Consider the following 24,126-nt stretch of genomic DNA (forward strand, 5'->3'; position numbering starts at 1 on the left):
AGTCCTAATTCAGGGCGGCGATCGTTGCGATGACGGCCTCGGTCGTCAGGCCGTACTTCGCTTGCAAGGTCGGCACCGCGCCGCATTCGATATAGCGGTCGGGCAGGCCGACGCGCGTTACCTTCTTCGCGATGCTGGCATCGAACAAGGTCTCGACCACAAGGCTCGCCAAGCCGCCGACAACAACATGGTTTTCCGCCGTGACGATATGGTTGAAGCCGGTCGAAAATTCGGCCACCGCCTCGGCGTCGAACGGTTTTATCGTCGGCACGTGCAACACTCCGACGGAGATGCCTTGTTTGCGCAAGGCTTCCGCCGCGTCCAGCGCCCGCTCGGTCATCAAGCCGGTCGAGATGATGCCGACATCCGAGCCTTCGCGAAGCTGTCGCGCCCTGCCTATTTCGAAGCGATAGCCAGCTTCAAATACTACCGGCACGTTGCCACGCAGCAGCCGCATATAAACCGGACCACGATGCTCGGCGATCGCGTCGGTCGCAGCCTCGATCTCGGTCGCATCGCAGGGGTCGATGATGGTCAGGCCGGGGATCATGCGCATCAGCGCCAGGTCCTCAATCGCCTGATGCGTGCCGCCATAGCCGGTGGTCAATCCCGGCAGTCCGGCAACGATCTTGACGTCGAGGCTGGAGTGGGCGAGCGCGATGGCGACGAAATCATAGGCGCGCCGGGTCGCGAACACACCATAGGTGGTGGCGAAAGGCACCTTGCCGGTGCGCGCCAGTCCGGCGGCGACGGCGACCAGATTCTGCTCGGCCATGCCGACATTGAAAAAACGTTCCGGAAAGGCATCGCGGAACGGCAATATGTCGGTGTATTTGCCGAGGTCGGCGGTCAGCCCGACAATCTCGGGGCGGCTCTGGCCAAGCCGCGCCAAAGCCTTGCCGAACGGTGCCTCCACGCTCCGTTGGCCACCGCCGACCGCTTCGTCCTGGCCCATGGCCAGCGTGCGTCCGGGCTCAATCGCCGTGCTGCTCATTGGGTTGCTCCCACGGTCTTTTCGAACTCGGCGATGATGCCGTCCCACTGCGTCATGTCTATGCGGAAGAAATGCGATTTCTCGCTGGTCTCAATGCGCGGCACGCCCTTGCCCGGCAATGTGCGCAGCACGATCGCCTTCGGCTTGCCGTTGCGGTCGCGTGCGCCGGCCAGCGCACCGACCACCGCCTTCATGTTGTTGCCGTCAATCTCCGATGTCTGCCAGCCGAAGGCGCGCCATTTGTCGGCGACCGGTTCCATCTCGAGCACCGCCGGCCCATCGGCCTGTATGCCGTTGCAGTCTATCAGCGCCACCAGCCCGTCGAGCCTGAAATGGCTGGCCGACATCGCCGCTTCCCAGGTCGAGCCTTCCTGCATTTCGCCATCGGACAACTCGACGAAGACGCGCGCGTCGGATTTGTCGACGCGCAAGCCCAGCGCCTGGCCGACGCCTTGTCCCAGACCATGGCCGAGCGAACCGCCGATGACCTCGACGCCGGGCGTGGTGTCGAGTGTCGACATTTCCAGCCGGCTATTGTCGGCGCCGTAGGTGGTGAGTTCCTCGACCGGGATGATGCCGGCCTCGGCCAGCGCCGCCCACAGTGCAATGGAATAGTGTCCGGTAGACAGCAGGAAGCGGTCGCGATCGGGCCATACCAGATTCTGCGGATCGTAGCGCAGTTCGTGGAAGTAGAGCGCGGCCAGCACATCGGCGATGCCGAGGCCCTGGCCGATATAGCCTTGGCCCTGTCCGCGCGCCATGGTCAGCATGTGCCGGCGCAGCCGTGTCGCCTTGCGTTCGAGCGCGCCAATATCGGCACTGCCGGGTGGGGAATTTCGCAACATAAGGTCAGTCCTTGTCGAGCCCGCCCGACATGTTGAGGCGCTCAGCGGTCATGTATTTGGGCGAATCGAGGCAGAGCCAGACGACGGCCTCGGCGACTTCGGAAATCTCGGCGCGTCGGCCGAGCGGGATCCGTCGGGTGCGCTCGTCGAGGAAGGCTTGCAGGTCGTCGCGGCCATTGGCGCGGGCGAGGTCGACCTCGGTCGACCGCTGCATCTCGGTGTCCATCATGCCCGGCGCCAGGCTGTTGACCAGTACACCGTAGGGCGCCAATGCAACCGCCGCGGCGCGGGTGATGGAATCGACGCCGGCCTTGCTCGCCGTGTAGGCGGTGTAGTCGGGCAGCGCCATGCGCGAACCGGGTGAGGTGATGTTGATGATGCGCCCCGAACGCTGCTCGCGCATCACCCGGCCAGCCGCCTTGCAGGCCATGGCAAGTGCCGTGACATTGAGCGCCAGCGTGCGTGTCCAGGACTTGTAAGTGGCGTCGAGGAACGGCTCGATCACACCATAACCGGCATTGTTGACGAGGATGTCGATACCGCCCCAACGCGCGACCACCTTTTCGACAGCTGCCTCCGGCGCGCCTTCCCTGGTGAAGTCGCCGATGATCGTCTCGGCCTCGGAGCCTTTCTCCCGAACAAGGCGAGCGGTCTCGGTCGCGCCTTCGGCGTTGATGTCGGCGATGGCGACCGCGCATCGACGGGCCGCCAATTGTATCGCCACCTCGCGGCCGAGGCCGCCGGCGGCGCCCGTGACCAGCGCTCTGCGTGGCGTGGTATCGAGAATTTCGGCAGGCATGCGAGCACCCTCCCGGTGGCCATCTTGACGAAATTGATACCGGTACCATAAATGGCTGTCAACGGGGATGTGCTATTGTCCGCCGACCGAGCGGGCGGTCGGTACAGGGAGGAAAAAATGAAAGTCGTCGCGCTCGAAACGCTGCAACTGGCGGAGTTCCCGTTCCTGTTCTGGCTGCGCGTCCACACCGATGCCGGCCTCATCGGCACCGGCGAGACCTTCTGGGCGCCGGGGCCGGTCGCCTCCTACATCCACGACAATGTCGCCGCTTACCTTCTGGGCAAGGACCCGCGCGACATCGAACTGCATGACCGTACGTTGGGCAGCGTCTATGTCGGCGCGCGCGATTCCGGCGCCGAGGTGCGTGGCAATTCCGCCGTCAACATCGCACTCTGGGATATATATGGCCAGGCGCTCGGCGAGCCGGTCTGGCGGCTGCTTGGCGGCCGTACCCACAAGACCGTGCCGATCTACAACACTTGCGCCGGCTACAAACATGTCCGCGCCACGAAGAAGAACGCTCTGTTCGAGCGCGGCGAGGACTGGTCGCTCAAGGCAGGCGATTCGAACGAAGGCCCGTATGAGGATCTGCTCGCCTGGCGCCACAATGCCGGCGACCTCGCCAAAAGCCTGAAATTCGAAGGTATCAAGGCGATGAAGATATGGCCGTTCGACATTGCCGCCGAGGCCTCGAACGGTACGCGCATTTCGCTGGCCGACCTCGACAGCGCGCTGCAGCCGTTCCAGAAAATCCGCGACGCCGTCGGCCGCGACATGGAAATCATGGTCGAACTGCACGGCCTGTGGACCTTGCCGCCGGTGCTGCGCATCGCCGAGGCGCTGAAAGCCTACGACGTCGCCTGGCTGGAGGAGCCTATCCGCTACAACGAGCTCGACGCCATGGCCGAGCTTGCCCGCCATACCTCGATCCCGATCGCCGCCAGCGAGCGGCTCGCGTCGCGGCAGATGTTCAAGCAACTGATCGACAAGCGCGCCGCTTCGGTGATCATGATCGACCTCGCCTGGTGCGGTGGTCTGTCCGAGGCTCGCAAGATAGCCAACATGGCCGAAGCCAGCGAACTGCCGGTCACCTTGCACGACTGTACCGGGCCGATCGTCTATGCCGCCAGTTGCGCCCTGTCGGCGACCTTGACGAACGTCAATTATCAGGAAGCGGTGCGGGCCTATTTCACCGGCTGGTACACCGAGATCGTCGCCGACATTCCGCTGGTCAGCGACGGCCATGTCGTGCCGCTGGAGGGGCCGGGACTTGGCCTCAGCTTGCGGCCGGAGCTGTTCGAGCGTCCCGACGCCACGGTCCGGATCACCAAAATCTAGCGCCCGCGCGCCTCTGTTCAGTGTCGGTAGACATTATGCTATTATAATCTATTATGCGCCGAAGCGGGCGACCAACAAGCTCGCCGCCGGCGCTCTGCCGTCCGGCGTCAGACGTATTCAGGGAGGCTTTGGTGGCAATGTCTGCGGCGCGCACGCGCGAGGAGTCCAGGGGTGCGCCAAACCTCCCCGACCGCAAGATTCTGCTCGATCTGTTCGAACGCATGGTGCTGTTGCGCCGCTTCGAAAGCATCGCCCAAATCGCCTGCCGCAAGGGCGAAACGCCCGGCTTCCTGCATCTCTATATCGGCGAGGAGGCGACGGGCGTCGGCGTCTGCGCGCATCTCAGGCCGACCGACTGGGTCACATCAACCCATCGTGGCCATGGCCACGCGCTGGCCAAGGGCGCCAACCCCGGACGTGTGATGGCGGAGCTGTTCGGCAAGGTCGACGGCATTTGCGGCGGCCGTGGCGGCACTATGCATCTCTACGACCGTTCGGTCGGCCTGTTTGGCACCAATGGCATCGTCGCCGCCGGCATCGGCCATGCGGTCGGCATCGGTATGAGCGCCCGCCAGCAGGGCCGTGACGACATCGGCGTGGCCTTCTTCGGCGATGGCGCCGCCAATCATGGTGGCTTCCACGAGGCGCTTAACTTTGCCGCCGTGCAGCGCGCGCCGGCGGTGTTCGTCTGCGAGAACAATCTCTACGCCACCGCCACGCCGCTGAGATCCGTCACGCTCAATCCCGAAATCGCCACCAGGGCCGCGTCCTACGGCATGCCAGGCGTTGCCGTCGACGGCAACAACGTCTTCGCCGTCTGGCTCGCAATGAAGGAAGCGACTGAGCGCGCCCGCGCCGGCAAAGGTCCGACGCTGATCGAGGCCAAGACCTATCGCACCGTCGGCCACCATGAGGGCGATCCAGTCATCGGCACCTACCGCACGCAGGAAGAACTCGACGCCTGGATCAGGCGCGATCCGATCGACATGTTCCGCAAGAAGCTGGTCGAGGACTATGGCATCGCCGACACGGAAGCTCTCGCCGCCATCGAAACGCGGATCGACAAGGTGGTCGAGGAAGCGCTGAGCTTTGCCCGCAATTCGCCCGAGCCCGACCCGGCAACGGTGCGCCTGCATGTCTTTGCCGATCCGATCAACCCGCCGGCAGCGCTGCAGCCGCGCGCCGTCGGCGAGACGCGCACGCAAGGCTGGCTCGAGGCGGTACGCGACGGCATCGCCGAGGAAATGCGCGCCAATCCGGCAATCCTCTATTTTGGCGAAGGCATCGGCGAGCGTGGCGGCAGCTTCGCCCACACCAGAAACCTCTGGCAGGAGTTCGGCGCCGAGCGCATGGTCGATACGCCGATCTCCGAACAGGGCTTTACCGCCGCCGCCGTCGGCGCCTCGGCTACCGGCGCGCGCACGGTCTCCGACCTGATGTTTGCCGACTTCGCCTTCGAGACCGCCGGCCAGATTTTCCTGCAGGCCGCTAAGTTGCGCTACATGACCAGCGGACTGATGAGCGCGCCGATGGTGGTGCGCGTCGGCGCCGGCGCGCTGCGCAGTTCCGGCCCGCACCACAGCGGCATCTATCATCCGGTCTTCGCCCATATGCCGGGCCTCATCGTCTGCGTTCCCTCGAGCCCGGCCGATGCCAAGGGGCTGATGAAGACAGCGCTGAGGGCCGGCGATCCAGTCATCATGCTCGAACCCAAGGCGCTGTTCGCCTCCAAGGGCGAGGTGCCGCTTGGCGAACATTTTGTCCCGTTCGGCGTCGCACGCATCGCGCGGGCCGGCACCGACATCACCGTCGTTGCCGCAGGGCAGATGGTGCAGCGCGCGATTGGAGCGGCGGAGGCATTGGCGGCCGAAGGCATCGAAGCTGAGGTGATCGATCCGCGCACCATCATGCCGCTCGACATCGAGACGATCGTCGCCAGCGTGCGCAAGACCCATCGCCTGCTCATCGTCGACGAGGCCTGGGCGATGTGCGGCCTGGGTGGCGAGATCGCGCAAGCCATCAACGAACTTGCCTTCGATGAACTCGACGCTCCGCCCGGAAGGCTGCACACCGCGCCGACCTCACATCCCTTCGCGCCCGTACTGGAACGCGCCATGCTGGTCGACATGGCGCGCATCGTCCGGGGCGTGCGCGACGTCATCGCCGGCAAGCCGCCGATTCCCGATCACTGGTACACGGTCGGCCTGGAAAGTGCCGCACCGGCTAAATCGGCACCTGCTCCCGCCAAGGTTGCGCCCGCTGCGCCCCAGGCACCCGCCGCCGCCGGCGACGACGAGCCGGTGACGATGCCGTTCGGCGATCTCACCGTCAGCGAAGGCACCGTCATCAAATGGCGGAAAGCGGTCGGCGATGCGGTCAAGGAAGGCGAACTGGTCGCCGAGATCGAGACCGACAAGGCCGTGGTCGAGATCGAGGCGCCAGTCAGCGGCACGCTTGCCGTGATCGACCAGCCGGTCGGCGCCGTGGTGCCGATGGGTGGCCGCATTGGCGGCATCAAGAAATAGTCACCACTCTCCCTGTAAAATCCGAAGGGCAAGCATGAAGATCCTGTGCGCCAACTGGCAAGCCGCCGATGAAGCCGAACTCGAGCGCGAGCACTATCCCGACATCGAGTTCATCCTCGCCAGGTCGACCAATCACAAGCCAGCCATGCTCGATCCGTCGGCCTGCGAAACCGCCGATGCGGTCATCAACTATTCGCCGACGCACAATGTCGCTGCCGCTCCCACCGCGTTTCCCAAGGCCAGGATCGCGGTACGCTCCGGCGTCGGCTTCGACAACATCGACACGGCAGGCTGGGGCGCGCGCAAGATACCGGCCTGCAATGTGCCGGACTACGGTACAACCGAAGTCGCCGACCACGCCATCGGCCTGATGCTGGCGCTGACGCGCGGCACCTCCGCCTATGGCGCGGAACTCACCGGCAATGGCGCCGAAGGCTGGCATTTCTCCAAAGCGCCGCTGGTGCGCCGGCATAAGGGCGCCACCTTCGGCATTGTCGGACTTGGCCGCATCGGCCTCGCCACGGCCCGCCGCGCAGCCGCCTTCGACATGAAGGTGGTGTTCTACGATCCGCATCTGTCGTCCGGCGTCGACTTGTCGACAGGCTACGAGCGGGTCCATTCGTTGGCCGAGCTCATGGCGCGCGCGGATGTGGTGAGCGTCCACACGCCATTGAGCGAGGAAACCCGCAAGCTGCTTGGCGCGGCGGCCTTCGCCGCGGCCAGGCCCGGGCTTGTGCTGATCAACACCGCGCGCGGCCCGATCGTCGATCTCGACTTGCTCGAAGCAGCCATGCGCGCGGGTACCGTCACCGGCGCGGGGCTCGACGTGCTGCCAAGCGAACCCGGCGATCTCGAACATCCGCTGCTGGCGGCATGGCGACGCCGCGAAGCATGGATCGCCAACCGCCTGATCGTCACCCCCCACGCCGCCTTCTACAGCCCGGCATCGATGCGCGATCTCCGGCTGAAATCGATCGAGGTCGTGCACGCATATCTTGCGGAGGGGCGGCTGACCAACTGCGTCAATTCAGAGTATTTGAAATGAACGCAATGGCGGCGCAGGCAAGGCGTCTCGCCGTTTCCCCATATGCCCGCCGCCTGGCGCGCGAGCGTGCGCTGCCGCTCGAAGTCCTTCGCGGCAGCGGCCCCGGTGGCCGCATCCTCGCTGCCGATGTCACCGGCTACGTTCCGGCTGCCACGCTGGTCGTTTCGCCTGATATCGCCGCCCCAGCGGCGGAGCCTTCCACTGCTGCGCCCCGGATCGCTGCCTTTGCGACGTCCGTTGCCCTCCGCGCGCTGCGAGACCTGCTGGCGGCACTGGAGAGCTCTGGAAGGCTGTTCGACATTGACGACGTGCTGCTGCGCGCGGCGGGCAGAGCATTTGCCGAGATACCGGACGCCGCCAGGATCGGCACGGCATCCGTGGCGCTGGAACTGGCGGGCCGGCAAGCCGTGTTCGACATGATCCCCGAAATGTCTCTGACATCGCTGTGGGAGACGCGGCTCACTGCTTTGGCCGACAGTCGTGACGATGCGGAAAAACCTGCCGCGTTGTCCCTGCGGGTGTTGCCGGCAAGCGACGTCAGGCCGCTCATGATGCCGCTTCTGCCAGCCCGCGCCATGCGCTTGACCGTCTCGCTCGACACATCAGGCGATCACGCCGAGTGCCTGCTGATGGCGGATACGGGAAGCATTGACGAGGCAGCGGCGGCCTTATGGCTTTCGAGCCTGAAAGCCGCGATCGAGCATCCGCTTCGGCTCTTCGTCTGAGACGGTTGATGATCGTCGGGCTTGTTTTTTGATCCCAAAACCGGAGCCACTTTTGGGTGACATGCAATAGCCTCCGGCGCAGGAAGCTATTATAAAAGCTTCGACACAGGCGCGACGAGGCACATGGATCACTCCGTTCCCACCATCGACAGTCTTCCCAAGCGCACACTTGGTCGCGCCAACGGCCCGCTTTACCGCCAGCTCGCCGACATCCTGCGCGAGCCGATCGGCAACGGCACCTTTCCCGTCGGCGGCGAACTGCCGAAGGAGGCGACCATCGCCGAACATTTCGGCGTCAGCCTGATCACCGTACGGCAAGCGTTGCGTGACCTCGAGGCCGACGGGCTGATCAGGAAGCGGTCGGCCAAACCGGCTGTGGTCACGGCGCGCAGTCCATCGGTCAACCTGAGCTGGAAATTCAAGAACTTCGCCGACATGGCGGCCTTCACCAAGGACGCGCAACTGACGGTGAAATCCTATCGCAAGGAGGTCTCCCCAGTGCTCCAGCGCCATTTCGGCATGGGCAAGGACGAAGCGGGCTACTGCTTGCGCGGCATCCTGTCGGTGGGTGAGCAGAAGAAAGCTCAGATCACCAGCTATTTCCCGCCAACTGTCGGAGCGAAGCTGAAGCGGGAGGATTTTTCCGACGTGCTGATCTTTCGTTCGGTGCAACGGCATCTCGGCCTGCGGCTGGACGTCGCGCATGTCACGGTCCGCGCCGAGATCGCCGATGAGGTCATCGCGGACGACCTCGGCATCGCTCTCGGCAGTGCGGTGCTGAGTGTGGAGATGCTCTACCAGTCGGCCGACCAGCAGAGCATCGAGTTCACCATCGCGCGGCATCCGGCCGATCTCTTCAGCATCAGCTACGACGCGCCGAACGATCTGGCCTGAACCCGATCGGCGGCATTGGCGCGCGTCGATTTCCTGGTCCCGGTCATGGACAGCTTTATAAAATTATAATAGCATCATAGCTAGGATGGAGGCTGCGCCGGGAACCACGATCGAACGTGGATGCGCAGCCGCATCCGACGTCGAGCATTTGCCTGGTGCGTGTCGCCCGAGTGCACAGTGGTTCTGGGGTAGCGGCGTGCACAAAACAAAGTCTGTCCATAAGGGGGTGTGCGGCGAAGGCACTTGATAGGCAGCGGCGTTCGCGCGGCTGACACCAAACACGGGAGGAGGAAAATCATGAAAGCAGGCGCATTCTTCGCCGGCCTTGCGGTGATCGCGACGACTTTGCTGTCGATCGATACCGTGCCGGCCAACGCACAGGACAAGAAGCCCTACACCATCTATCTGTCCAACAATTTCGTCGGCAACGACTGGCGCCAGCAGATGCTGCGCAGCGCCGACATCGCGGTCACGAAGCCGCCGCTTGCCGGTCGCGTCGACCTCAAGGTCGAGGTGGTCGAGACCACGGTCCAGGCGCAGATCAATTCCCTCAACAACATCGTTCGCAACAAGCCCGACGCCATCGTCATCGACGCGGGCTCCGGCGAAGCGCTCAACCCGACGATCGAGAAGGCCTGCAAGGCCGGCATCGTGGTCATCGCCTTCGACCAGATCGTCAGCGCGCCCTGCGCTTACACGATGGAGTCCGACTGGGGCCGCGCACCGCGCGTGGAGGCCGAATGGCTGGTCAAGAAACTCGGCGGCAAGGGCAAGATCCTCGTTGATCGCGGACTTGCCGGTGCTCCGATCTCCGCCCAGCTGCAGGGTGGGTTCGAGGAAGTCATCAAGAAATATCCCGGCATTGAAGTGGTCGGTTATTTCAACGGCGACTATGCGCTGGGACCGGAACAAGCCGGCGTCGCCAGCCTGCTGGCGGCGCACCCGCAAGTCGACGCCATCTTCGTCCAGGGCTACGGCGCCGGAGCGATCAAGGCGCTGCAGGACGCCGGTCGTCCGATCGTTCCCATCACCGGCAGTCCGTTCAACCTGACGACGACGACCTGTGCGCAGACCCAGGGCGCCCAGTGCATCCTTGCACCCAACCCTGCCTATCTGTCGGCCGAGGCCTTGAAGCTGGCGGTTGAGATACTCGACGGCAAGAAGCCGGCGGAGAAAAAGATCCTGCTGCGCAACGCCTTCCTCACCACCGATCCGGTCCCGTCAGGATTGTATCCCGACGCGACCATGCAGAAGATAGAGGTCGGCAAGAATGCCTTTCCGGACATGGCGCCAGGCCTGTTTCTTCCCGTCAGCCCGGGCTGGGTTGAAATCACCCCTGCCGAGGCCGCCGGCGCCAAATGAACGACGTCTGCCGATCGGCGGCGAAATGGTCGCCTCGAGGCTCCTCCCCAATGCGCCTTGGCTTAAATTGACAAGGCGCATTGGTACCGGTATCAATTTATGTGCAGCACCCATCAAGATGGCGAAGTCCGTCACCGGCTGATGCAGGAAACACGAAGGAGGAGAGATCATGAAACTGAAGACAGTTTGCGGCGGATTGGCAGCTCTTGCCATGTCCGCAATCGCGGTGAGCACCGCGCCGAGCCACGCCGAGAACAAGAAGACCTACACCATCTATCTCTCGAACAATTTCGTCGGCAATGACTGGCGCCAGCAGATGGAGCGTGTCGCCAACGTTTCGGTGAACAAGGGGCCGCTGAAGGGCCGCGTCGACCTCAAGATCGAGAATGTCGAGAACACCGTCCAGGCGCAGATCAATTCGCTGAACAACATCATCCGCCAGAAGCCGGACGCCATCCTTGTCGATGCCGGTTCGGACTCGGCCTTGAATCCGACCATCAAGAAGGCCTGCGACGCCGGTATCGTCGTCATCAGCTTCGACCAGGTGGTGACCGAACCCTGCGCTTTTGCCGTCGCTTCCGACTGGGATCGCATTCCCTCGGTGATGGCCGAGTGGATGGCCACGCAGCTTGGCGGCAAGGGCAACATCATCCTCGACCGGGGCCTCGCCGGGGCGCCGATCTCGGCACAGCTGCAGGAAGGCTACGAAAAGGTGCTGGCCAAATATCCCGACATCAAGGTCGTCGGCTACTACAACGGCAACTACGCGCTCGGGCCGGAACAATCGGGGGTCGCGGCCCTGCTCGCGGCCAATCCGAAAATCGACGGCATCATGACACAAGGCTACGGCTCCGGCGCCATCCAGGCGCTGAAGGATGCCGGCCGGCCGATCGTCCCGGTCGTCGGCTTCTCCTACAATGTCGCCGCCGTTACTTGCGCGCAGACGCAAGGCGCCAAGTGCATCCTTGGCTCCAATCCTGCCTATCTCTCCTCGGAAGCGATCAAGCTCGCGGTCGACATTCTCGACACCGGCAAGAAGCCCGCCGAGCGCTCCGTCTCGGTCAAGGGTGATTTCGTCACCACCGATCCCTTCGAGTCCAAGCTTTACCCGGGCACCAAGATGATCAAGATCGCGATCGGCAAGAATGCATTTCCGGACCAGGCGCCCGGCCTGACGCTGCCGATCACGCCCGACTGGGTCGAGATCACCGCTGCGGAAGCCGCCGGTACCAAGTAAACTCCTGTCAAACGCCCCTGTCTCCCGGCGGCGCAAGGTGTCGGGAGAGCTTTTCGAAGGCGCATTCATGGACCTCGTCACCGTCAAAGGCTTGTCCAAACGCTATGGCGGCATCGTCGCGCTGAGCGAGGCGACGTTCAGTGCCCGCGCCGGCGAGGTGCACGCACTGCTCGGCGAGAATGGCGCCGGCAAAAGCACTTTCATCCAGATCCTGTCGGGCGCCGTGCAGCACGACGGCGGCTCGATCCTGGTCGATGGCCAGGACTATCGCCCGGCCAATCCAGACGCGGCCCAGGCGCTCGGCATCGCCGCCGTCTTCCAGGAACTGTCGCTGATCCCCGATCTCAGCGTCGAACAGAATATCTGGTTCCGTCACGAACCACGGACATTGCTGCGCATCGTCAACCGCGGCGAGATGCGCCGCAAGACGCTGGCGCTGCTCGACAAATATAGTTTTCCGGCATTGCGTCCCGACCAGGAATTGCGGCGGCTGACCCTGGCCGAACGGCAGATTGTCGAGATTGCCAAGGGCTTGGCCAAGGACCCGCGCATCCTGATCCTTGACGAAGCGACCTCGGCGCTGCCGGCGCGGGAGGCGGAGTGGATGCTCAATCTGACGCGGCAATTGGCGGCCGAAGGCCGGCTGGTGATCTTCATTTCGCACCGCATGGCCGAGGTGCGCGCCATCGCCGACCGGCTGACCATCTTTCGCAATGGCAGCACCGTCGCCGCGCACGAGGCGAACGCCGTGTCGGACAACGAGATCGTCACGCAGATGATCGGCCGCCATCTGGACAGGCTTTATCCGGAGCGTGTGTCCACAGCGACAGACCACATCGCGCTGAGGGTCAGGAACTTCTCCAGCGGCAGCCGGCTCTCCGGCGTCGACTTCACGCTGCGCGAAGGCGAGGTGCTGGGTGTTGGCGGCTTGCAGGGCCATGGCCAGCGCGACCTGTTCCAGGCGCTGTTCGGCGCCAGCAAGGCGAGCGGCACCCTCGAACTCTGGGGCAAGCCGGTCTCGATCGGCAATCCGCGCCAGGCGCTGACAGGCAAGGATGGCATTGCGCTGGTGCCGGAGGACCGGCGCGGGCAGGGCCTGCTCCTGACCAAGAGCGTGCGCGAGAACCTGACCCTGTCCGTTATCAGGCGTTTTACCGAAAATGGCTTGCTCAGCCGACAAAAGGAATTGGCTCTGGTCAAGGAAATGGTCGACTTCCTGCGCATCAAGGCAGGCACGCCGGAACAGCTCGCCGGCACGCTGTCCGGCGGTAACCAGCAGAAGGTGATCTTCGGCAAGATGCTGCTCACGCAGGCGCGCGTTTTGTTGCTGTACGATCCGACGCGCGGCGTCGATGTCGGCACAAAGGGCGAGATTTTTCAGCTGATGCGCGACCTCGCGGCCAAGGGCTATGCGATCCTGTTCCATTCCAGCGACATGCCGGAACTGGTCCATGTCGCCGACCGGGTGCTGGTGATGCGCAATGGCCGCATCGCGGCGACGCTCGAAGGCGACCGCATCTCGGAGGCGGGCATTTTGCGCGCCGCCATGCTCGAAAGCGAGGCGGCTTGAGGCATGGTGATGTCCGCGGAGCAAACTGTGGGGATGGCGCAACGACCTGCCGAAATGAAATGGACGAGGCCCGGCATCGACTGGCGCGGCCGCCTGCTCGACCGCGCGCCGTTCCTTGTCGCCTCCCTCATGCTGGCCTTGATCGTTGCCATCTATGGCAGCCTGCAGGCCGGCGTCTTTTCGCTGGACGAACTCAACCTCGACACGGCCGCGGCTATGACGCTGATGCTGGCGGCAACCGGCCAGACCATCGTGCTGGTGCGGGGCGGCATCGACCTGTCGATCGGCGGCATGATCAGCCTCGGCACGGTGATCGCGGCGACGCGCTTCACCGATGATCCGTCGGCCACGGCACTTTGGGCGCTGATCATCCTGGCACTCGGCTTCCTGATCGGCGCACTCAACGGCCTGCTGATCTCGCTGCTCAAGCTGCAGCCCTTCCTGGTGACGCTTGCCACCTGGTCGATCCTCAACGGCGTCGCCATGATCATCCTGCCGACCGATGGCGGCAGCGTTCCCGGCTGGTGGGTCGGCTTCGCCTCGGCACAGCTCGTCGGCCTGACGAGCCCGGTCTGGATGCTGCTGGCGCTGCTCGTTTTCTGGTGGTGGTTTCGCGCGACGCGTGTCGGCATAGCCATCCAGGCGACTGGTTCCAACGAGAAATCAGCCTTCCTGTCCGGTGTTTCGATCACCCGCGTCAACCTCGTCACCTACGGCCTGTCCGGCCTGTTCGCGGCCGGCGCGGCGCTGTTTCTGGTGACGCAGACCGGCGCCGGTTCGCCGACCATCGGCAAGGACTATATCCTGCCTTCGGTCGCGGCCGCGGTCATCGGCGGTGTCAGCCTGTTCGGCGGTCGCGGCCATCTTGCCGGCACGGTGATCGGCGCCTTCGTGCTCACCCTCATCGGCAATCTCGTCTTCGTCCTGCATGTGTCGAGCTACTGGCAGCCGGTCGCTTCCGGCATCATCCTCCTGCTCTCGGTGCTTGCCAGTTCCGTTGCCGAAAAAGCCGCAAGGAACCGTGTCCAATGAGCGCCTTCCTGGCCCGCAACCGCCTCATCGTACTCGCCTATGCCGGCATGGTTGTGCTGCTGCTGGTCACGGCTTTGTTCTCGCCGGGCTTCCTCTCAGTATCCAACATGCGCTCGACTGTCGTGCTGGCCGCCTTTGTCGGCATCGTCGCGCTCGGCCAGACCTTTGTCATCATAGGGGGCGGCATCGACCTGTCGGTGCCTTGGGTGCTCAACTCGGCGGCAATCGTCATGGCGCTGCTCTGCGGCGGTCGGGATCTGCCGCTGGTCTGGGTAATGCCGCTGCTGTTCGCCGGCGGCGCCTTGATCGGGCTGTTCAATGGCGTCGGCGTCGCCCGGTTCGGCGTGCCGCCGATCATCATGACACTCGCGACCAATGTCATCCTGCAAGGCCTGATCCTGGTGCTGACCGGGGGCTCGCCGACACCCTCGGCACCGGCCTTGATCCAGTTCCTGTCGGTCGGCCGCATCGGCGGCTTCCCGGTCATCGCGCTGATCTGGCTCGCGCTGACACTGGTGGCGACGCTGCTGCTGTCCAAGGCGGCATTCGGCCGCCATCTTTATGCGCTCGGCACCAGCGCCACGGTCGCTGAATTCTCCGGCGTGCCGACGGCGCGCACCACCATCCTGACCTTTGTCATCTCCGGCCTCACCGCCGCTTTCGCCGGCATGTTGCTCACCGGCTATTCCAGCCAGGCTTATCTCGGCATGGGTGACGCCTATCTGTTCACCTCGATCGCGGCAGTCGCCATCGGCGGCGCCTCGATCCTCGGCGGCAGCGGCCACTATCTCGGCACCGTCGCCGGCGCCATGGTGCTCACCATCCTCACCGGCCTGTTGCCGGCGCTCAACCTGTCGAGCGGAGCGCTGCTCATCGTCTATGGCGCGGTGATCCTGCTCACCGTGTCGATCGGCAGCGAGACCTTCGCCGGTCTCGGCGGCAAGATGCGCAGAAAGGAGAGCTGACCATGGTCGAAATCACCTGTGTCGTCGATGCCAGGGCCGAGCTCGGCGAAGGCACGCTCTGGGACCCCAAGGCCGGCGTGCTGTGGTGGATCGACATCTGGAAGAAGCTGATCCATCGCTACGATCCATCGACCGGCAAGGACGAGGTCTTCGAGACGCCGGAATATCTCGGCTGCCTTGGCCTGCGCGAGAAGGGCGGCCTGGTGCTGACCATGACAAACGGCTTCCATTTCTTCGACCCGGCAACCGGCAGGTTCGAGGCGATCGTCGACCCGGAAGCGCATATGCCGAAGACCCGCTTCAACGACGGCAAGCCGGACCGCCAGGGCCGCTTCTGGTCGGGCTCGATGTTCGAGGTGCCGGGCCAGCCGATCGAATTCATCGGCGCGCTCTACCGGCTCGATCCAGACCTTTCGGTCCACAAGATGATCGACGGCATCGGATGCTCCAACGGGCTCGCCTGGAGCCCGGATTCGAAAACCATGTATTTTTCCGACAGCCATGCCGGCGCGGTGTGGGCCTATGATTTCGATGCCGCCACCGGCGAGATCGAGAACCGCCGCACCTTCATCGACATGAGGGCGACCGGCGGCGTCGCCGACGGTGCCACCGTAGATGCCGAAGGCTGCTACTGGGTGACCATCCCAGTGACCGCCAAAGTCTGCCGCTATGATCCCGACGGCGAACTGATGGAAACCGTGATCTTGCCGACCGACCTGCCGACCTGCTGCGAATTCGGCGGCAAGGACCTCGATATCCTCTACGTCACCTCTGCCGTACTCCGGCGTCCGGCCAGTCACTTCGTCCGCCAGAAGCATCCGGGCGGATTGTTCGCGCTCGATGTCGGCGTCAAGGGCCTTATCTTGCCGGCGTTCAAGGGCTGACCCGCTTTGGCTAAACAGCCGGCATGACCAGCGGTGTCTCGAACTTGCGTATCAAAGGCGACATCAGGACATCTGCTTGGTAAAGACCGCTTACGGCGCCTCTGCGACGTTCGTTGGCACCACCAGATAGCAGGCTCGGCCCCTGAAATCATTGAAGATTTTTGGACAGGGCGCTACCAAAGTTTCAGTTTTTGTTGTTATTTCAACAGCTTATCCGTAGGGTGGTAGCGGGAGAGGGACTTGAACCCCCGACCCCAGGATTATGATTCCCGTGCTCTAACCAACTGAGCTACCCCGCCAGGGCGGCGAAGGCCCGAAATCCAGCTTAAATCGGCAGGCATATCGGCGCGTTCGCCAAGGTCGCGCGGATATAAGGTTGCGAGGCCAAGCCTGTCAAGCATCGAAGTGGCTGCCGCGCCGGCATATTGCTGGCGCCGAAAGCTTTGCCGGGCAGACATTTGGGCGCACAGGCCGGGGTTGAGTTCAGCGAGGCACGTCGCTATGTCTCGGCCACGAAAGTCATGGTCATGAATTGATGAAACCGCGCATTGCAGTCCTCGGTTGCGGATACTGGGGCAGCAACCACATCCGCACCCTAAAGGCGCTCGGCGCGCTGCATGCGGTTTCGGACGTCAACCCCGCGCGCGCGGAGGGTTTTGCCAGCGAGCAGGATTGCCTGGCGATAGAGCCGGAGGCGCTGTTTGCCCGCGACGATGTCGACGCCATCGTCATGGCGCTGCCGCCGCAGTTCCATGCCGACATGGCGGTGCGCGCCGTGCTCGGCGGCAAGGACGTGCTGGTGGAGAAGCCGATCGCGCTGACGGTGGCCGATGCCGAACGCTCGGTGCAGGCGGCCGCCGATAATGGCCGTGTCTTCATGGTCGGCCACGTGCTGCGCTTTCATCCCGCCTTCGAGACGCTGAAGGCGCTGATCGACAATGGCGAACTCGGCGAAGTCCGCTACATCCATTCGCATCGGCTCGGCCTCGGCAAGTTCCACACCGAAAACGACGCGCTATGGGATCTGGCGCCGCACGATCTGTCGATGATCCTGGCCATCACCGGCACCGAACCGGTCGAAGTGCGCGGCGAAGGCGCTGCTCTTCTCGACAATCTCAGCGACTTTGCGCATCTGCACATGCGCTTTCCCAACGGCCTGCGCGGCCATCTGTTCGCCTCGCGGCTCAACCCTTACCGCGAACGGCGGCTGACCGTTGTCGGCACCAAGGCGATGGCGGTGTTCGACGATGTCGAGCCGTGGGAGCGCAAGCTTGCCGTCTATCGCCACGCGGTGTGGCAGGACAGCGGCCAATGGGCGTTCACCGCCAACGAGCCGTCCTATGTCGCGGTCGGTGAGGGCATGCCGCTGACGCGCGAGTTGGAGCATTTCATCCACTGCATCGAGACGCGGGCCGAACCGCGCACCAGCGGCGAGGAGGCCATCCGCGTGCTGCGCATCCTGACCGCCGGCACCGTCGCCCATACAAGGCCCTAAGAGAAAACGCCGTCTATTCGGCGGGTACCCGCGCCGGCTGGACGGCAAGCCGCGTCAGCATCGCCTCGGCCTCGGCGCCGCGCTCGGAGCGCTCGATGAAGCCGCCGCCGAACACGCGCGCCTCGTTGCCATCGTCGGAATAGAGCACGCAAGCCTGACCGGGCGCGATGCCGGATTCGCCGTCTACCAGTTCCACCGAAGTGACACCGGCGCGGTGATGCAGCACGGCCGGGCGCGGCGGCCGCGTCGAGCGCACCTTGGCGAAAAGCTCAAGCCCGGCCGCCGGGATAGCGGTCAGCGGGCCATCGCCCAGCCAGTTCATGTTGCGCAAGAAGATCTTGTGGGTCTCCAGCGCCTCGCGAGGGCCGACGACGACGCGGGCCCGGTCGGCGTCGAGATGAACGACGTAGAGCGGCTCGCCCGAGGCGATGCCGATGCCGCGGCGCTGACCGACGGTGTAGCGCAAAATGCCCTCGTGGCGGCCAAGCACGCGCCCGTCTATATGGACGATGTCGCCCGGATTGGCGGCAGCCGGCTTCAGCTTGGCGATGATGTCGGAATACTTGCCCTGCGGCACGAAGCAGATGTCCTGGCTGTCCTGCTTGGCCGCAACCGTCAGTCCCATCTCCTCGGCGATGGCGCGAACCTCAGGCTTCGACAGGCCGCCGAGCGGAAAACGCAGATAGTCGATCTGTGCCTGGGTGGTGGCGAACAGGAAGTAGCTCTGGTCGCGGTCGGCGTCGACCGGCCGGTAAAGCGCGCGGTGGGCGCCATTGGCGCCGGAACGGATGTAGTGGCCGGTCGCCAGCGCGTCGGCGCCGAGTTCCTTGGCGGTCGCAAGAAGGTCGGCGAATTTCACCGTCTGATTGCAGGAAACGCAAGGGATCGGCGTTTCGCCGGCGACATAGCTCTCGGCGAACGGGTCGATCACCGCCTTGCGGAAGCGCTCCTCGTAATCGAGGACGTAATGCGGGATGGCGAGCGTCTCGGAGACGCGGCGGGCATCGTCGATGTCCTGGCCGGCGCAGCATGAGCCGGCCCGGTGCGTTGCCGCGCCGTGGTCATAAAGCTGCAGCGTGACACCGACGACGTCGTAGCCCTCGCGCTTCAGGAGGCCGGCAACGACCGACGAATCGACACCGCCCGACATGGCGACGACGACGCGGGTGTTTTCGGGGCGTCCGGGAAGATCGAGGCTGTTCATGGTTCTTTCGTTCTGCGCGGCGCTTCAATGCCAATGGCCGGAATATAGGTCAAGCGTCTCGGCTGCGCCAGCTTTGCCGGGCCGGCTCATTTTTCCTGCCGGGTTCAATGCGCTTGCCGGCAGATGTTTCAAATGCCGATGAAAAGGCTAACGCCGCGTTCATGATCCTTACCTAACCATTAGGGTCTGCTTAGGCAAATTTTAAAGCTGTGGCGGTAATGTGGTGGGGATTGGGTCTTTGAGTTTTTTGTAGAGAGTACGATGACCGATCTAATTAGACCGCGAGTCAAATATGTTATCGGGCCGGACGGTAGCCCACTTACCATCGCCGATCTGCCGCCGACGAACACACGTCGCTGGGTTATCCGGCGCAAGGCGGAAGTGGTGGCGGCGGTGCGTGGCGGGCTTTTGAGCCTCGAAGAGGCATGCCAGCGCTACAAGCTCACCACCGAGGAATTCCTGTCCTGGCAAGCGTCGATCGACGAATACGGCCTTGCCGGCCTGCGCACCACGCGCATCCAGCAATACCGGCATTAGGCCGATAAGGGCGCTGATCAGCGCCCTTACGTCTGCGAGGGTCGACGATCTGCAATTTCAGACCGTCAGCACCACCTTGCCGATCGGCCTGGTTGCGAGAAAGGCATGGGCGGCACCGGCCTGTTCGAGGGGAAACGCCTTTGCCACGTGGACGGCCAGCTTTTTCGCGTCGATCAATTTGCCGAGCTCCACCAGAGCGGCACGGTCGGGCACTACGGACATGCGCTCGACGTGGATGCCTCGCGTCCTGGCCTTTGCCTTGGTGGCATCGCTGACATCGAGCAGCGACACCAGAACGCCGCCGGCCGTGAGCACTTTCAGTGATTGCTCCGCATGCACGCCGCCGAACGGGTCCAGAACCAGATCGATGTCGCGGGCCTTCGCGGTGAAATCGTCCCTTGTGTAGTCGATCACCTCGCCGGCGCCGAGCGAGCGGACGAAATCGAGCTTTTCCGGGCTGGCGGTCGCGACGACGTAAGCGCCGTGCGCCTTGGCGATCTGCACCGCCAGGTGGCCGACGCCGCCGGCTCCGGCGTGGATCAGCACGCGCTTGCCAGAATCGAGCCGGCCATGGCGGACAAGGCCTTGCCAGGCCGTCAGGCCGGCCAGCGGCAGCGCGGCGGCTTGCGCGTGATCTATGCCTTCAGGTTTCGGCGCAAGCTCATCAGCCGGGACAGCGGCGAGTTCGGCGTAGGCTGCCGCCTGTTTGGGAAAGCGCGGCATGCCGAACACGGCATCGCCGACCTTGAGGCCGGAGACGCCGGAGCCCAGCGCCTCGACAGTCCCCGAAACATCCCAGCCAAGGACAAAAGGCGGCTCGCCAAGCAGCGGATAGTGGCCGCCGCGCACCGCACCATCGACCGGATTGATGCCGGCCGCTTCGATGCGGACGAGCACTTCGCCGGCTTCGGGTGATGGCGCGGGGCGATCGGCAATGACGAGGACATCGGGTCCGCCGAAGGAATTCTGGATAATGGCACGCATGGAAGGCTCTCCTGCTGGTTTTGATGTGCCACTATCATTTGGATAGTTATTTTCTCTTGTCTAGTATGTACCTTTTTGATATATATGCACCCCATGGATAGTGAAGATGTTTCCCCTTTTGGCTATGACGCCTTTCGGCGGTCGTGCCCGTCACACGCCGTGCTCGAGACGCTCGCCAGCAAATGGGTCTACCTGGTGATCTGTGCGCTGCGCCGGGGCCGGCTCCGCAACGGCGAATTGGCGCGCAAGCTCGAAGGCATCACGCCGAAAATGCTGACGCAGACGCTGCGTATCCTGGAACGCGACGGGCTTGTGCGGCGCGAGGTTTTCCCGGTCATTCCGCCGCGTGTCGAATATGAGCTGACCGAACTTGGCCAGAACCTGGCAGGACTGCTCAATCAGATCAGAGCCTGGTCGGAGCAGCATGTGCCCGACATCAAAAATGCGCGCGCACGGGCGGCGGAACAGCAAGTAGATCTGGATGCCTGAGGCGGGCACAGTCGGTGCGCAGCAATAGCGCACAAGCGCGACGCGCGTTAGAGTCTTGTTTTCAGCCGATCATGGCGCTGCGGCCGCCGGCTTCGGTGTCGCGCGCCTTGGTGTCGCGCGATTCCAGCATCTCGGCCTTGGAAAGCTCCGCTTCGGCTTCGCTCAGCAATGATTCGGCGACATTTCGCTGCTGGGCGAGGTCGCTTTGCGAATTTCTAAGGTTGTCGCGGCGCAGACGTGCCGCCTTGGCGAAGGTCGGATAAGCAAAGTGATTGATGTCGGTGATGCCGGCCTTCTTCTCTTCGGCAGCAATCTGAAGTTCCAGCTCGACGGCCATGCGCTCGAATTCGGCGATCATCATGTCGAGCTGCAGCAGCTGCCGCCGCTTCTCGCTCACCTGAAATTGCTTCAGCCGAACGAGGTTTTCACGTGACTTCATGATTCGGTACTCCCGGAAACGCACACCTGCACATATCGTCCAATTCACCCGGCAAGGCCCAGGCTTGACCCGTTTCCACCGGCTTTCCCCGAACTATGGGAAACAAACTCCTAAAGTTTTTTGCCGGCGGTAACCATTCGTTTACGGGCATTGTTAATCATACGGCTCAGGACTTAAGGGCGGGTAAAAATTCTGCTTCTCGTCGGGAAACCCGGCCAACGAGTCCGAAGAGTCACTTAGTCTGGCTTATTAATGTGCTGCATTAACGGTTTGGGTCTGTGATTCGTTATTGGATTCAACAAGGTGTAGAAAGGGGTTAAAAAATCTGATACCGTCATGGACGGGGAATTAGGTTTTATTAACCATTCGATGGCAGCCTCTGCTCAGGCAATCACTGCTCCGGTCCTGGACGGGTCGTGAAATGGTCCGGCAGCAGAAAAGGGGAATGAAATGCGCGTTCTGCTGATAGAAGACGACAGTGCAACCGCACAAAGCATCGAGCTGATGCTGAAATCGGAAAGTTTCAATGTCTATACGACCGACCTTGGCGAAGAGGGCGTCGATCTAGGCAAGCTTTACGATTACGACATCATTCTCCTCGACCTCAATCTCCCCGACATGTCGGGCTATGAAGTTTTGAGAACACTTCGCCTGTCCAAGGTGAAGACGCCGATCCTCATCCTCTCCGGCATGGCCGGCATCGAGGACAAGGTGCGCGGCCTCGGCTTCGGCGCCGACGATTACATGACCAAGCCCTTTCACAAGGACGAACTGGTCGCCCGCATCCATGCCATCGTGCGGCGTTCCAAGGGCCACGCCCAGTCGGTCATCACCACCGGCGACCTGGTGGTCAATCTCGATGCCAAGACCGTTGAGGTCGGTGGCCAGCGCGTGCATCTGACCGGCAAGGAATATCAGATGCTGGAACTGCTCTCGCTGCGCAAGGGCACCACGCTGACCAAGGAAATGTTCCTCAACCATCTCTATGGCGGCATGGATGAGCCGGAGCTGAAGATCATCGACGTCTTCATCTGCAAGCTGCGCAAGAAGCTTGACGCCGCGTCTGGCGGGCAGAATTACATCGAGACCGTCTGGGGCCGCGGCTATGTGCTGCGTGAGCCCGAAGATATCCGCGTCAGCGCCTGACCTAGGGGCGTGATCCCAAGGTGGGCGCCGATTTTTTCGGAAAAGAACCCGGCAAAACAACAAGATAGAGCCGATCCGATTTTCGTCGGAATGGAACAGCTCTGATCAGGCGGCAATCTTCAAGGCGCGGAAGCACTCGAGCAGTTGCGGCCGGTTGAACGGCTTCAGCAGGTAGCCCTGGGCGCCGGCTCGTTTTGCCCGCATGATCGCCCCGACATCGACCTCGACCAGCGAAATCAAAACCTGCGGCAATACCGGGCTTTCCATGGCGCGCAGGCGGCGGATGAGGTCCTGCGCCTGCATGTCCGGCAAGGCGCCGTCGACGACGATGATATCAGGCATGTCGGCCGCGCACATCTCGATCGCCTCGTGGCCGCTGGCGGCTTCGATCACCATCATGCCGGAACCGCCCAGGATACGCCTTGCGACCTTCCTGATGACGCTCGAATTGTCGACGAACATGCAGCGTTTCATTCCGGGACCCTCTTTGCCGTGCGGCGAACCGGCAGCGTCGTGGCATCTGCCGGGGAACATAGGCCGATCTGGTAAAGAAGCCGAAAAGCCGTTAGGTAAAATTTTCCTGAAGGTGTTTTAAGTGAAATCTTCTTTCGCAATGCTTCACGCAATCAATGCGCAAGCCCGCCTCACAGATGTTAGGAACAACGCCGCAAATATGACTTGAGAAAAATACTTTCCCCACTCTTTAGGAGAACTTCAGGCTGCCGAAAGGACGATCTCGTCGGCGGTCGCATGGATCGAAATCGTCATGTTGGCTTCGCGGGCCAGGAGCAGCGTGTAATAGGGCTGCACCGAATGCGCGTCGATCGGCTCTTCCGGCCTGTGGCCGGAATGCAATTCCAGGAATTTGGGCGGCACGCGGAGCATCGGGCCGCTCGCCGCGAGCGCAAAGCGCGGCTCGGTCTCGAGGTTCTCCAGCGTGACCACCAGCCTGCCGCCGCGCGGAATGGCGGCGTTAGCGACGAGGATGAGATTGAGCAGCAGCTTGACCTTGTTCTTGGGCAACAGTGCGCGGGTTCCGTTCCAGATCAGTTCCGGCTTCTCGTTCTTCAGGAAGGCGATGGCCACGGCCTCGGCGTCCCCGGTGTCGATCAGCATGCCGGCGGAACCGGCGGCGCCGAAGGCGATGCGGGCGAATTGCAGGCGGGCGGAGGCGTTTTTGGCGCTTTGGCGGATCAGCTTCATGGCGTCTTCGTCGGCGCCGCCTTCGTCGAGCAGCTCAAGCCCGTTGTTTATGGCGCCGACCGGCGAAATGATGTCGTGGCAGACCCGGCTGCACAGCAGCGCTGCCAGATCGGGTGCGGAAAGGGTGAAAAGCTCGGCCATCGGCAAAAATCCCTGCAAATTTCACAACACAATGACCGGGCGATCATGATCACGCCTGTCCACACGAATCACGCTCTCTCCCAAGCATTCTGAATACACAGCGCTTGTGCGTGCAGCAACAAATCCGAAATCATGATTGTCGAAAATGGCGTGTTCACGCAGCAGGGTGCTGCGCGGGCGATGTGAAAACAGCCTTCGAACCGCCATCTTCATGTGGGAGTTTAATGGTTGAAAAAGGATTACGGCATAGTTTGCCCCTAACAGTCATCCTTA

Annotated in this window: 24 protein-coding genes and 1 tRNA gene; 15 read left to right on the forward strand and 10 right to left on the reverse strand. The window is 63.1% G+C overall.

Translation table 11 applies throughout. The features are described from left to right. Positions 1-4: 4 nt before the first annotated feature. From NKH99_RS04910 to NKH99_RS04920, 3 genes are read right to left on the reverse strand one after another with little or no spacing between them, the layout of a single operon-like run. Positions 5-994, reverse strand: coding sequence for a transketolase family protein (locus NKH99_RS04910; RefSeq protein ID WP_353012949.1), 990 nt, complete (start codon positions 992-994; stop codon positions 5-7). Then, complete coding sequence (locus NKH99_RS04915) at positions 991-1,839, reverse strand: transketolase (protein WP_352539244.1); 849 nt, start codon at positions 1,837-1,839, stop codon at positions 991-993. Before NKH99_RS04915 ends, NKH99_RS04910 begins: the two co-directional genes overlap by 4 nt. A gap of 4 nt (positions 1,840-1,843) precedes the next feature. Next, on the reverse strand, positions 1,844-2,638 hold the full coding sequence (locus NKH99_RS04920; RefSeq protein WP_352539243.1) for an SDR family NAD(P)-dependent oxidoreductase: 795 nt from the start codon (positions 2,636-2,638) through the stop codon (positions 1,844-1,846). A 117-nt stretch (positions 2,639-2,755) separates the two neighbouring features. On the opposite strand from NKH99_RS04920, the gene NKH99_RS04925 reads away from it, so the two are divergent. The 11 genes from NKH99_RS04925 (at position 2,756) to NKH99_RS04975 (ending at position 16,215) form a co-directional block, all read left to right on the forward strand. Continuing rightward, on the forward strand, positions 2,756-3,976 hold the full coding sequence (locus NKH99_RS04925; protein ID WP_352539242.1) for a mandelate racemase/muconate lactonizing enzyme family protein: 1,221 nt from the start codon (positions 2,756-2,758) through the stop codon (positions 3,974-3,976). Between the two features lie 137 nt (positions 3,977-4,113). Further along, on the forward strand, positions 4,114-6,501 hold the full coding sequence (locus NKH99_RS04930) for a thiamine pyrophosphate-dependent enzyme (protein ID WP_353013127.1): 2,388 nt from the start codon (positions 4,114-4,116) through the stop codon (positions 6,499-6,501). A gap of 34 nt (positions 6,502-6,535) precedes the next feature. Further along, a complete protein-coding gene (locus tag NKH99_RS04935) occupies positions 6,536-7,546 on the forward strand; it encodes a C-terminal binding protein (protein WP_352685402.1) in 1,011 nt (336 codons plus the stop codon). After that, positions 7,543-8,271, forward strand: a complete 729-nt coding sequence (locus tag NKH99_RS04940; protein ID WP_352539240.1) for an E3 binding domain-containing protein — start codon at positions 7,543-7,545, stop codon at positions 8,269-8,271. Before NKH99_RS04935 ends, NKH99_RS04940 begins: the two co-directional genes overlap by 4 nt. A gap of 123 nt (positions 8,272-8,394) precedes the next feature. Beyond that, entirely contained in the window at positions 8,395-9,165 is a 771-nt protein-coding gene (locus tag NKH99_RS04945) for a GntR family transcriptional regulator (protein WP_352539239.1), read from the forward strand. 297 nt (positions 9,166-9,462) lie between these two features. Next, on the forward strand, positions 9,463-10,527 hold the full coding sequence (locus tag NKH99_RS04950) for a sugar ABC transporter substrate-binding protein (protein ID WP_352539238.1): 1,065 nt from the start codon (positions 9,463-9,465) through the stop codon (positions 10,525-10,527). 169 nt (positions 10,528-10,696) lie between these two features. Continuing rightward, complete coding sequence (locus tag NKH99_RS04955) at positions 10,697-11,764, forward strand: substrate-binding domain-containing protein (protein ID WP_352539237.1); 1,068 nt, start codon at positions 10,697-10,699, stop codon at positions 11,762-11,764. A gap of 67 nt (positions 11,765-11,831) precedes the next feature. Next, positions 11,832-13,334: a sugar ABC transporter ATP-binding protein gene (locus NKH99_RS04960; protein ID WP_352926958.1), complete on the forward strand. Its 1,503-nt coding sequence runs from the start codon at positions 11,832-11,834 to the stop codon at positions 13,332-13,334. A 54-nt stretch (positions 13,335-13,388) separates the two neighbouring features. Continuing rightward, positions 13,389-14,366, forward strand: coding sequence for an ABC transporter permease (locus NKH99_RS04965; RefSeq protein ID WP_353012956.1), 978 nt, complete (start codon positions 13,389-13,391; stop codon positions 14,364-14,366). Then, the gene (locus NKH99_RS04970; protein WP_353012959.1) at positions 14,363-15,331 is read left to right on the forward strand and encodes an ABC transporter permease; all 969 of its coding nucleotides are present in this window, start codon (positions 14,363-14,365) and stop codon (positions 15,329-15,331) included. Before NKH99_RS04965 ends, NKH99_RS04970 begins: the two co-directional genes overlap by 4 nt. Before the next feature lie 2 nt (positions 15,332-15,333). After that, complete coding sequence (locus tag NKH99_RS04975) at positions 15,334-16,215, forward strand: SMP-30/gluconolactonase/LRE family protein (protein WP_352539233.1); 882 nt, start codon at positions 15,334-15,336, stop codon at positions 16,213-16,215. A 222-nt stretch (positions 16,216-16,437) separates the two neighbouring features. Here NKH99_RS04975 and NKH99_RS04980 read toward each other — a convergent pair. After that, positions 16,438-16,514, reverse strand: a tRNA-Met gene (locus NKH99_RS04980). Positions 16,515-16,750: 236 nt separating this feature from the next. On the opposite strand from NKH99_RS04980, the gene NKH99_RS04985 reads away from it, so the two are divergent. Continuing rightward, positions 16,751-17,710, forward strand: a complete 960-nt coding sequence (locus NKH99_RS04985) for a Gfo/Idh/MocA family protein (RefSeq protein ID WP_352466761.1) — start codon at positions 16,751-16,753, stop codon at positions 17,708-17,710. Between the two features lie 13 nt (positions 17,711-17,723). Here NKH99_RS04985 and mnmA read toward each other — a convergent pair whose 3' ends face one another. Further along, entirely contained in the window at positions 17,724-18,914 is a 1,191-nt protein-coding gene (gene mnmA / locus NKH99_RS04990; protein WP_352456412.1) for a tRNA 2-thiouridine(34) synthase MnmA, read from the reverse strand. 261 nt (positions 18,915-19,175) lie between these two features. Here mnmA and sciP point away from each other — a divergent pair, with 261 nt between their 5' ends. After that, on the forward strand, positions 19,176-19,451 hold the full coding sequence (sciP, locus tag NKH99_RS04995) for a CtrA inhibitor SciP (RefSeq protein WP_023679563.1): 276 nt from the start codon (positions 19,176-19,178) through the stop codon (positions 19,449-19,451). 57 nt (positions 19,452-19,508) lie between these two features. On the opposite strand, the gene NKH99_RS05000 is transcribed toward sciP, so the two are convergent. Beyond that, positions 19,509-20,435, reverse strand: coding sequence for an NADP-dependent oxidoreductase (locus NKH99_RS05000; protein WP_352743350.1), 927 nt, complete (start codon positions 20,433-20,435; stop codon positions 19,509-19,511). Between the two features lie 93 nt (positions 20,436-20,528). Here NKH99_RS05000 and NKH99_RS05005 point away from each other — a divergent pair, with 93 nt between their 5' ends. Then, positions 20,529-20,924: a winged helix-turn-helix transcriptional regulator gene (locus tag NKH99_RS05005; protein ID WP_352683855.1), complete on the forward strand. Its 396-nt coding sequence runs from the start codon at positions 20,529-20,531 to the stop codon at positions 20,922-20,924. Positions 20,925-20,985: 61 nt separating this feature from the next. Here the strand turns inward: NKH99_RS05005 and NKH99_RS05010 are convergent, their stop codons facing one another. Further along, complete coding sequence (locus NKH99_RS05010) at positions 20,986-21,363, reverse strand: flagellar export protein FliJ (protein WP_023719275.1); 378 nt, start codon at positions 21,361-21,363, stop codon at positions 20,986-20,988. A gap of 450 nt (positions 21,364-21,813) precedes the next feature. Between NKH99_RS05010 and ctrA the strand changes: the two genes are divergently transcribed. Next, positions 21,814-22,509, forward strand: a complete 696-nt coding sequence (ctrA, locus tag NKH99_RS05015) for a response regulator transcription factor CtrA (RefSeq protein WP_006203583.1) — start codon at positions 21,814-21,816, stop codon at positions 22,507-22,509. Between the two features lie 105 nt (positions 22,510-22,614). Here ctrA and NKH99_RS05020 read toward each other — a convergent pair whose 3' ends face one another. The 3 genes from NKH99_RS05020 to NKH99_RS05030 form a co-directional block, all read right to left on the reverse strand. Then, positions 22,615-22,983, reverse strand: coding sequence for a response regulator (locus tag NKH99_RS05020; protein WP_352452918.1), 369 nt, complete (start codon positions 22,981-22,983; stop codon positions 22,615-22,617). A 240-nt stretch (positions 22,984-23,223) separates the two neighbouring features. Continuing rightward, a complete protein-coding gene (gene chpT, locus NKH99_RS05025) occupies positions 23,224-23,853 on the reverse strand; it encodes a histidine phosphotransferase ChpT (protein ID WP_352452917.1) in 630 nt (209 codons plus the stop codon). A gap of 21 nt (positions 23,854-23,874) precedes the next feature. After that, positions 23,875-24,066 (reverse strand): hypothetical protein, encoded by a 192-nt coding sequence (locus NKH99_RS05030; protein WP_353012964.1) that lies wholly within the window; start codon positions 24,064-24,066, stop codon positions 23,875-23,877. Positions 24,067-24,126 lie beyond the last annotated feature (60 nt).

Origin of the sequence: Mesorhizobium sp. M0854, from assembly GCF_040319815.1 — a bacterium.
Taxonomy (GTDB): domain Bacteria; phylum Pseudomonadota; class Alphaproteobacteria; order Rhizobiales; family Rhizobiaceae; genus Mesorhizobium.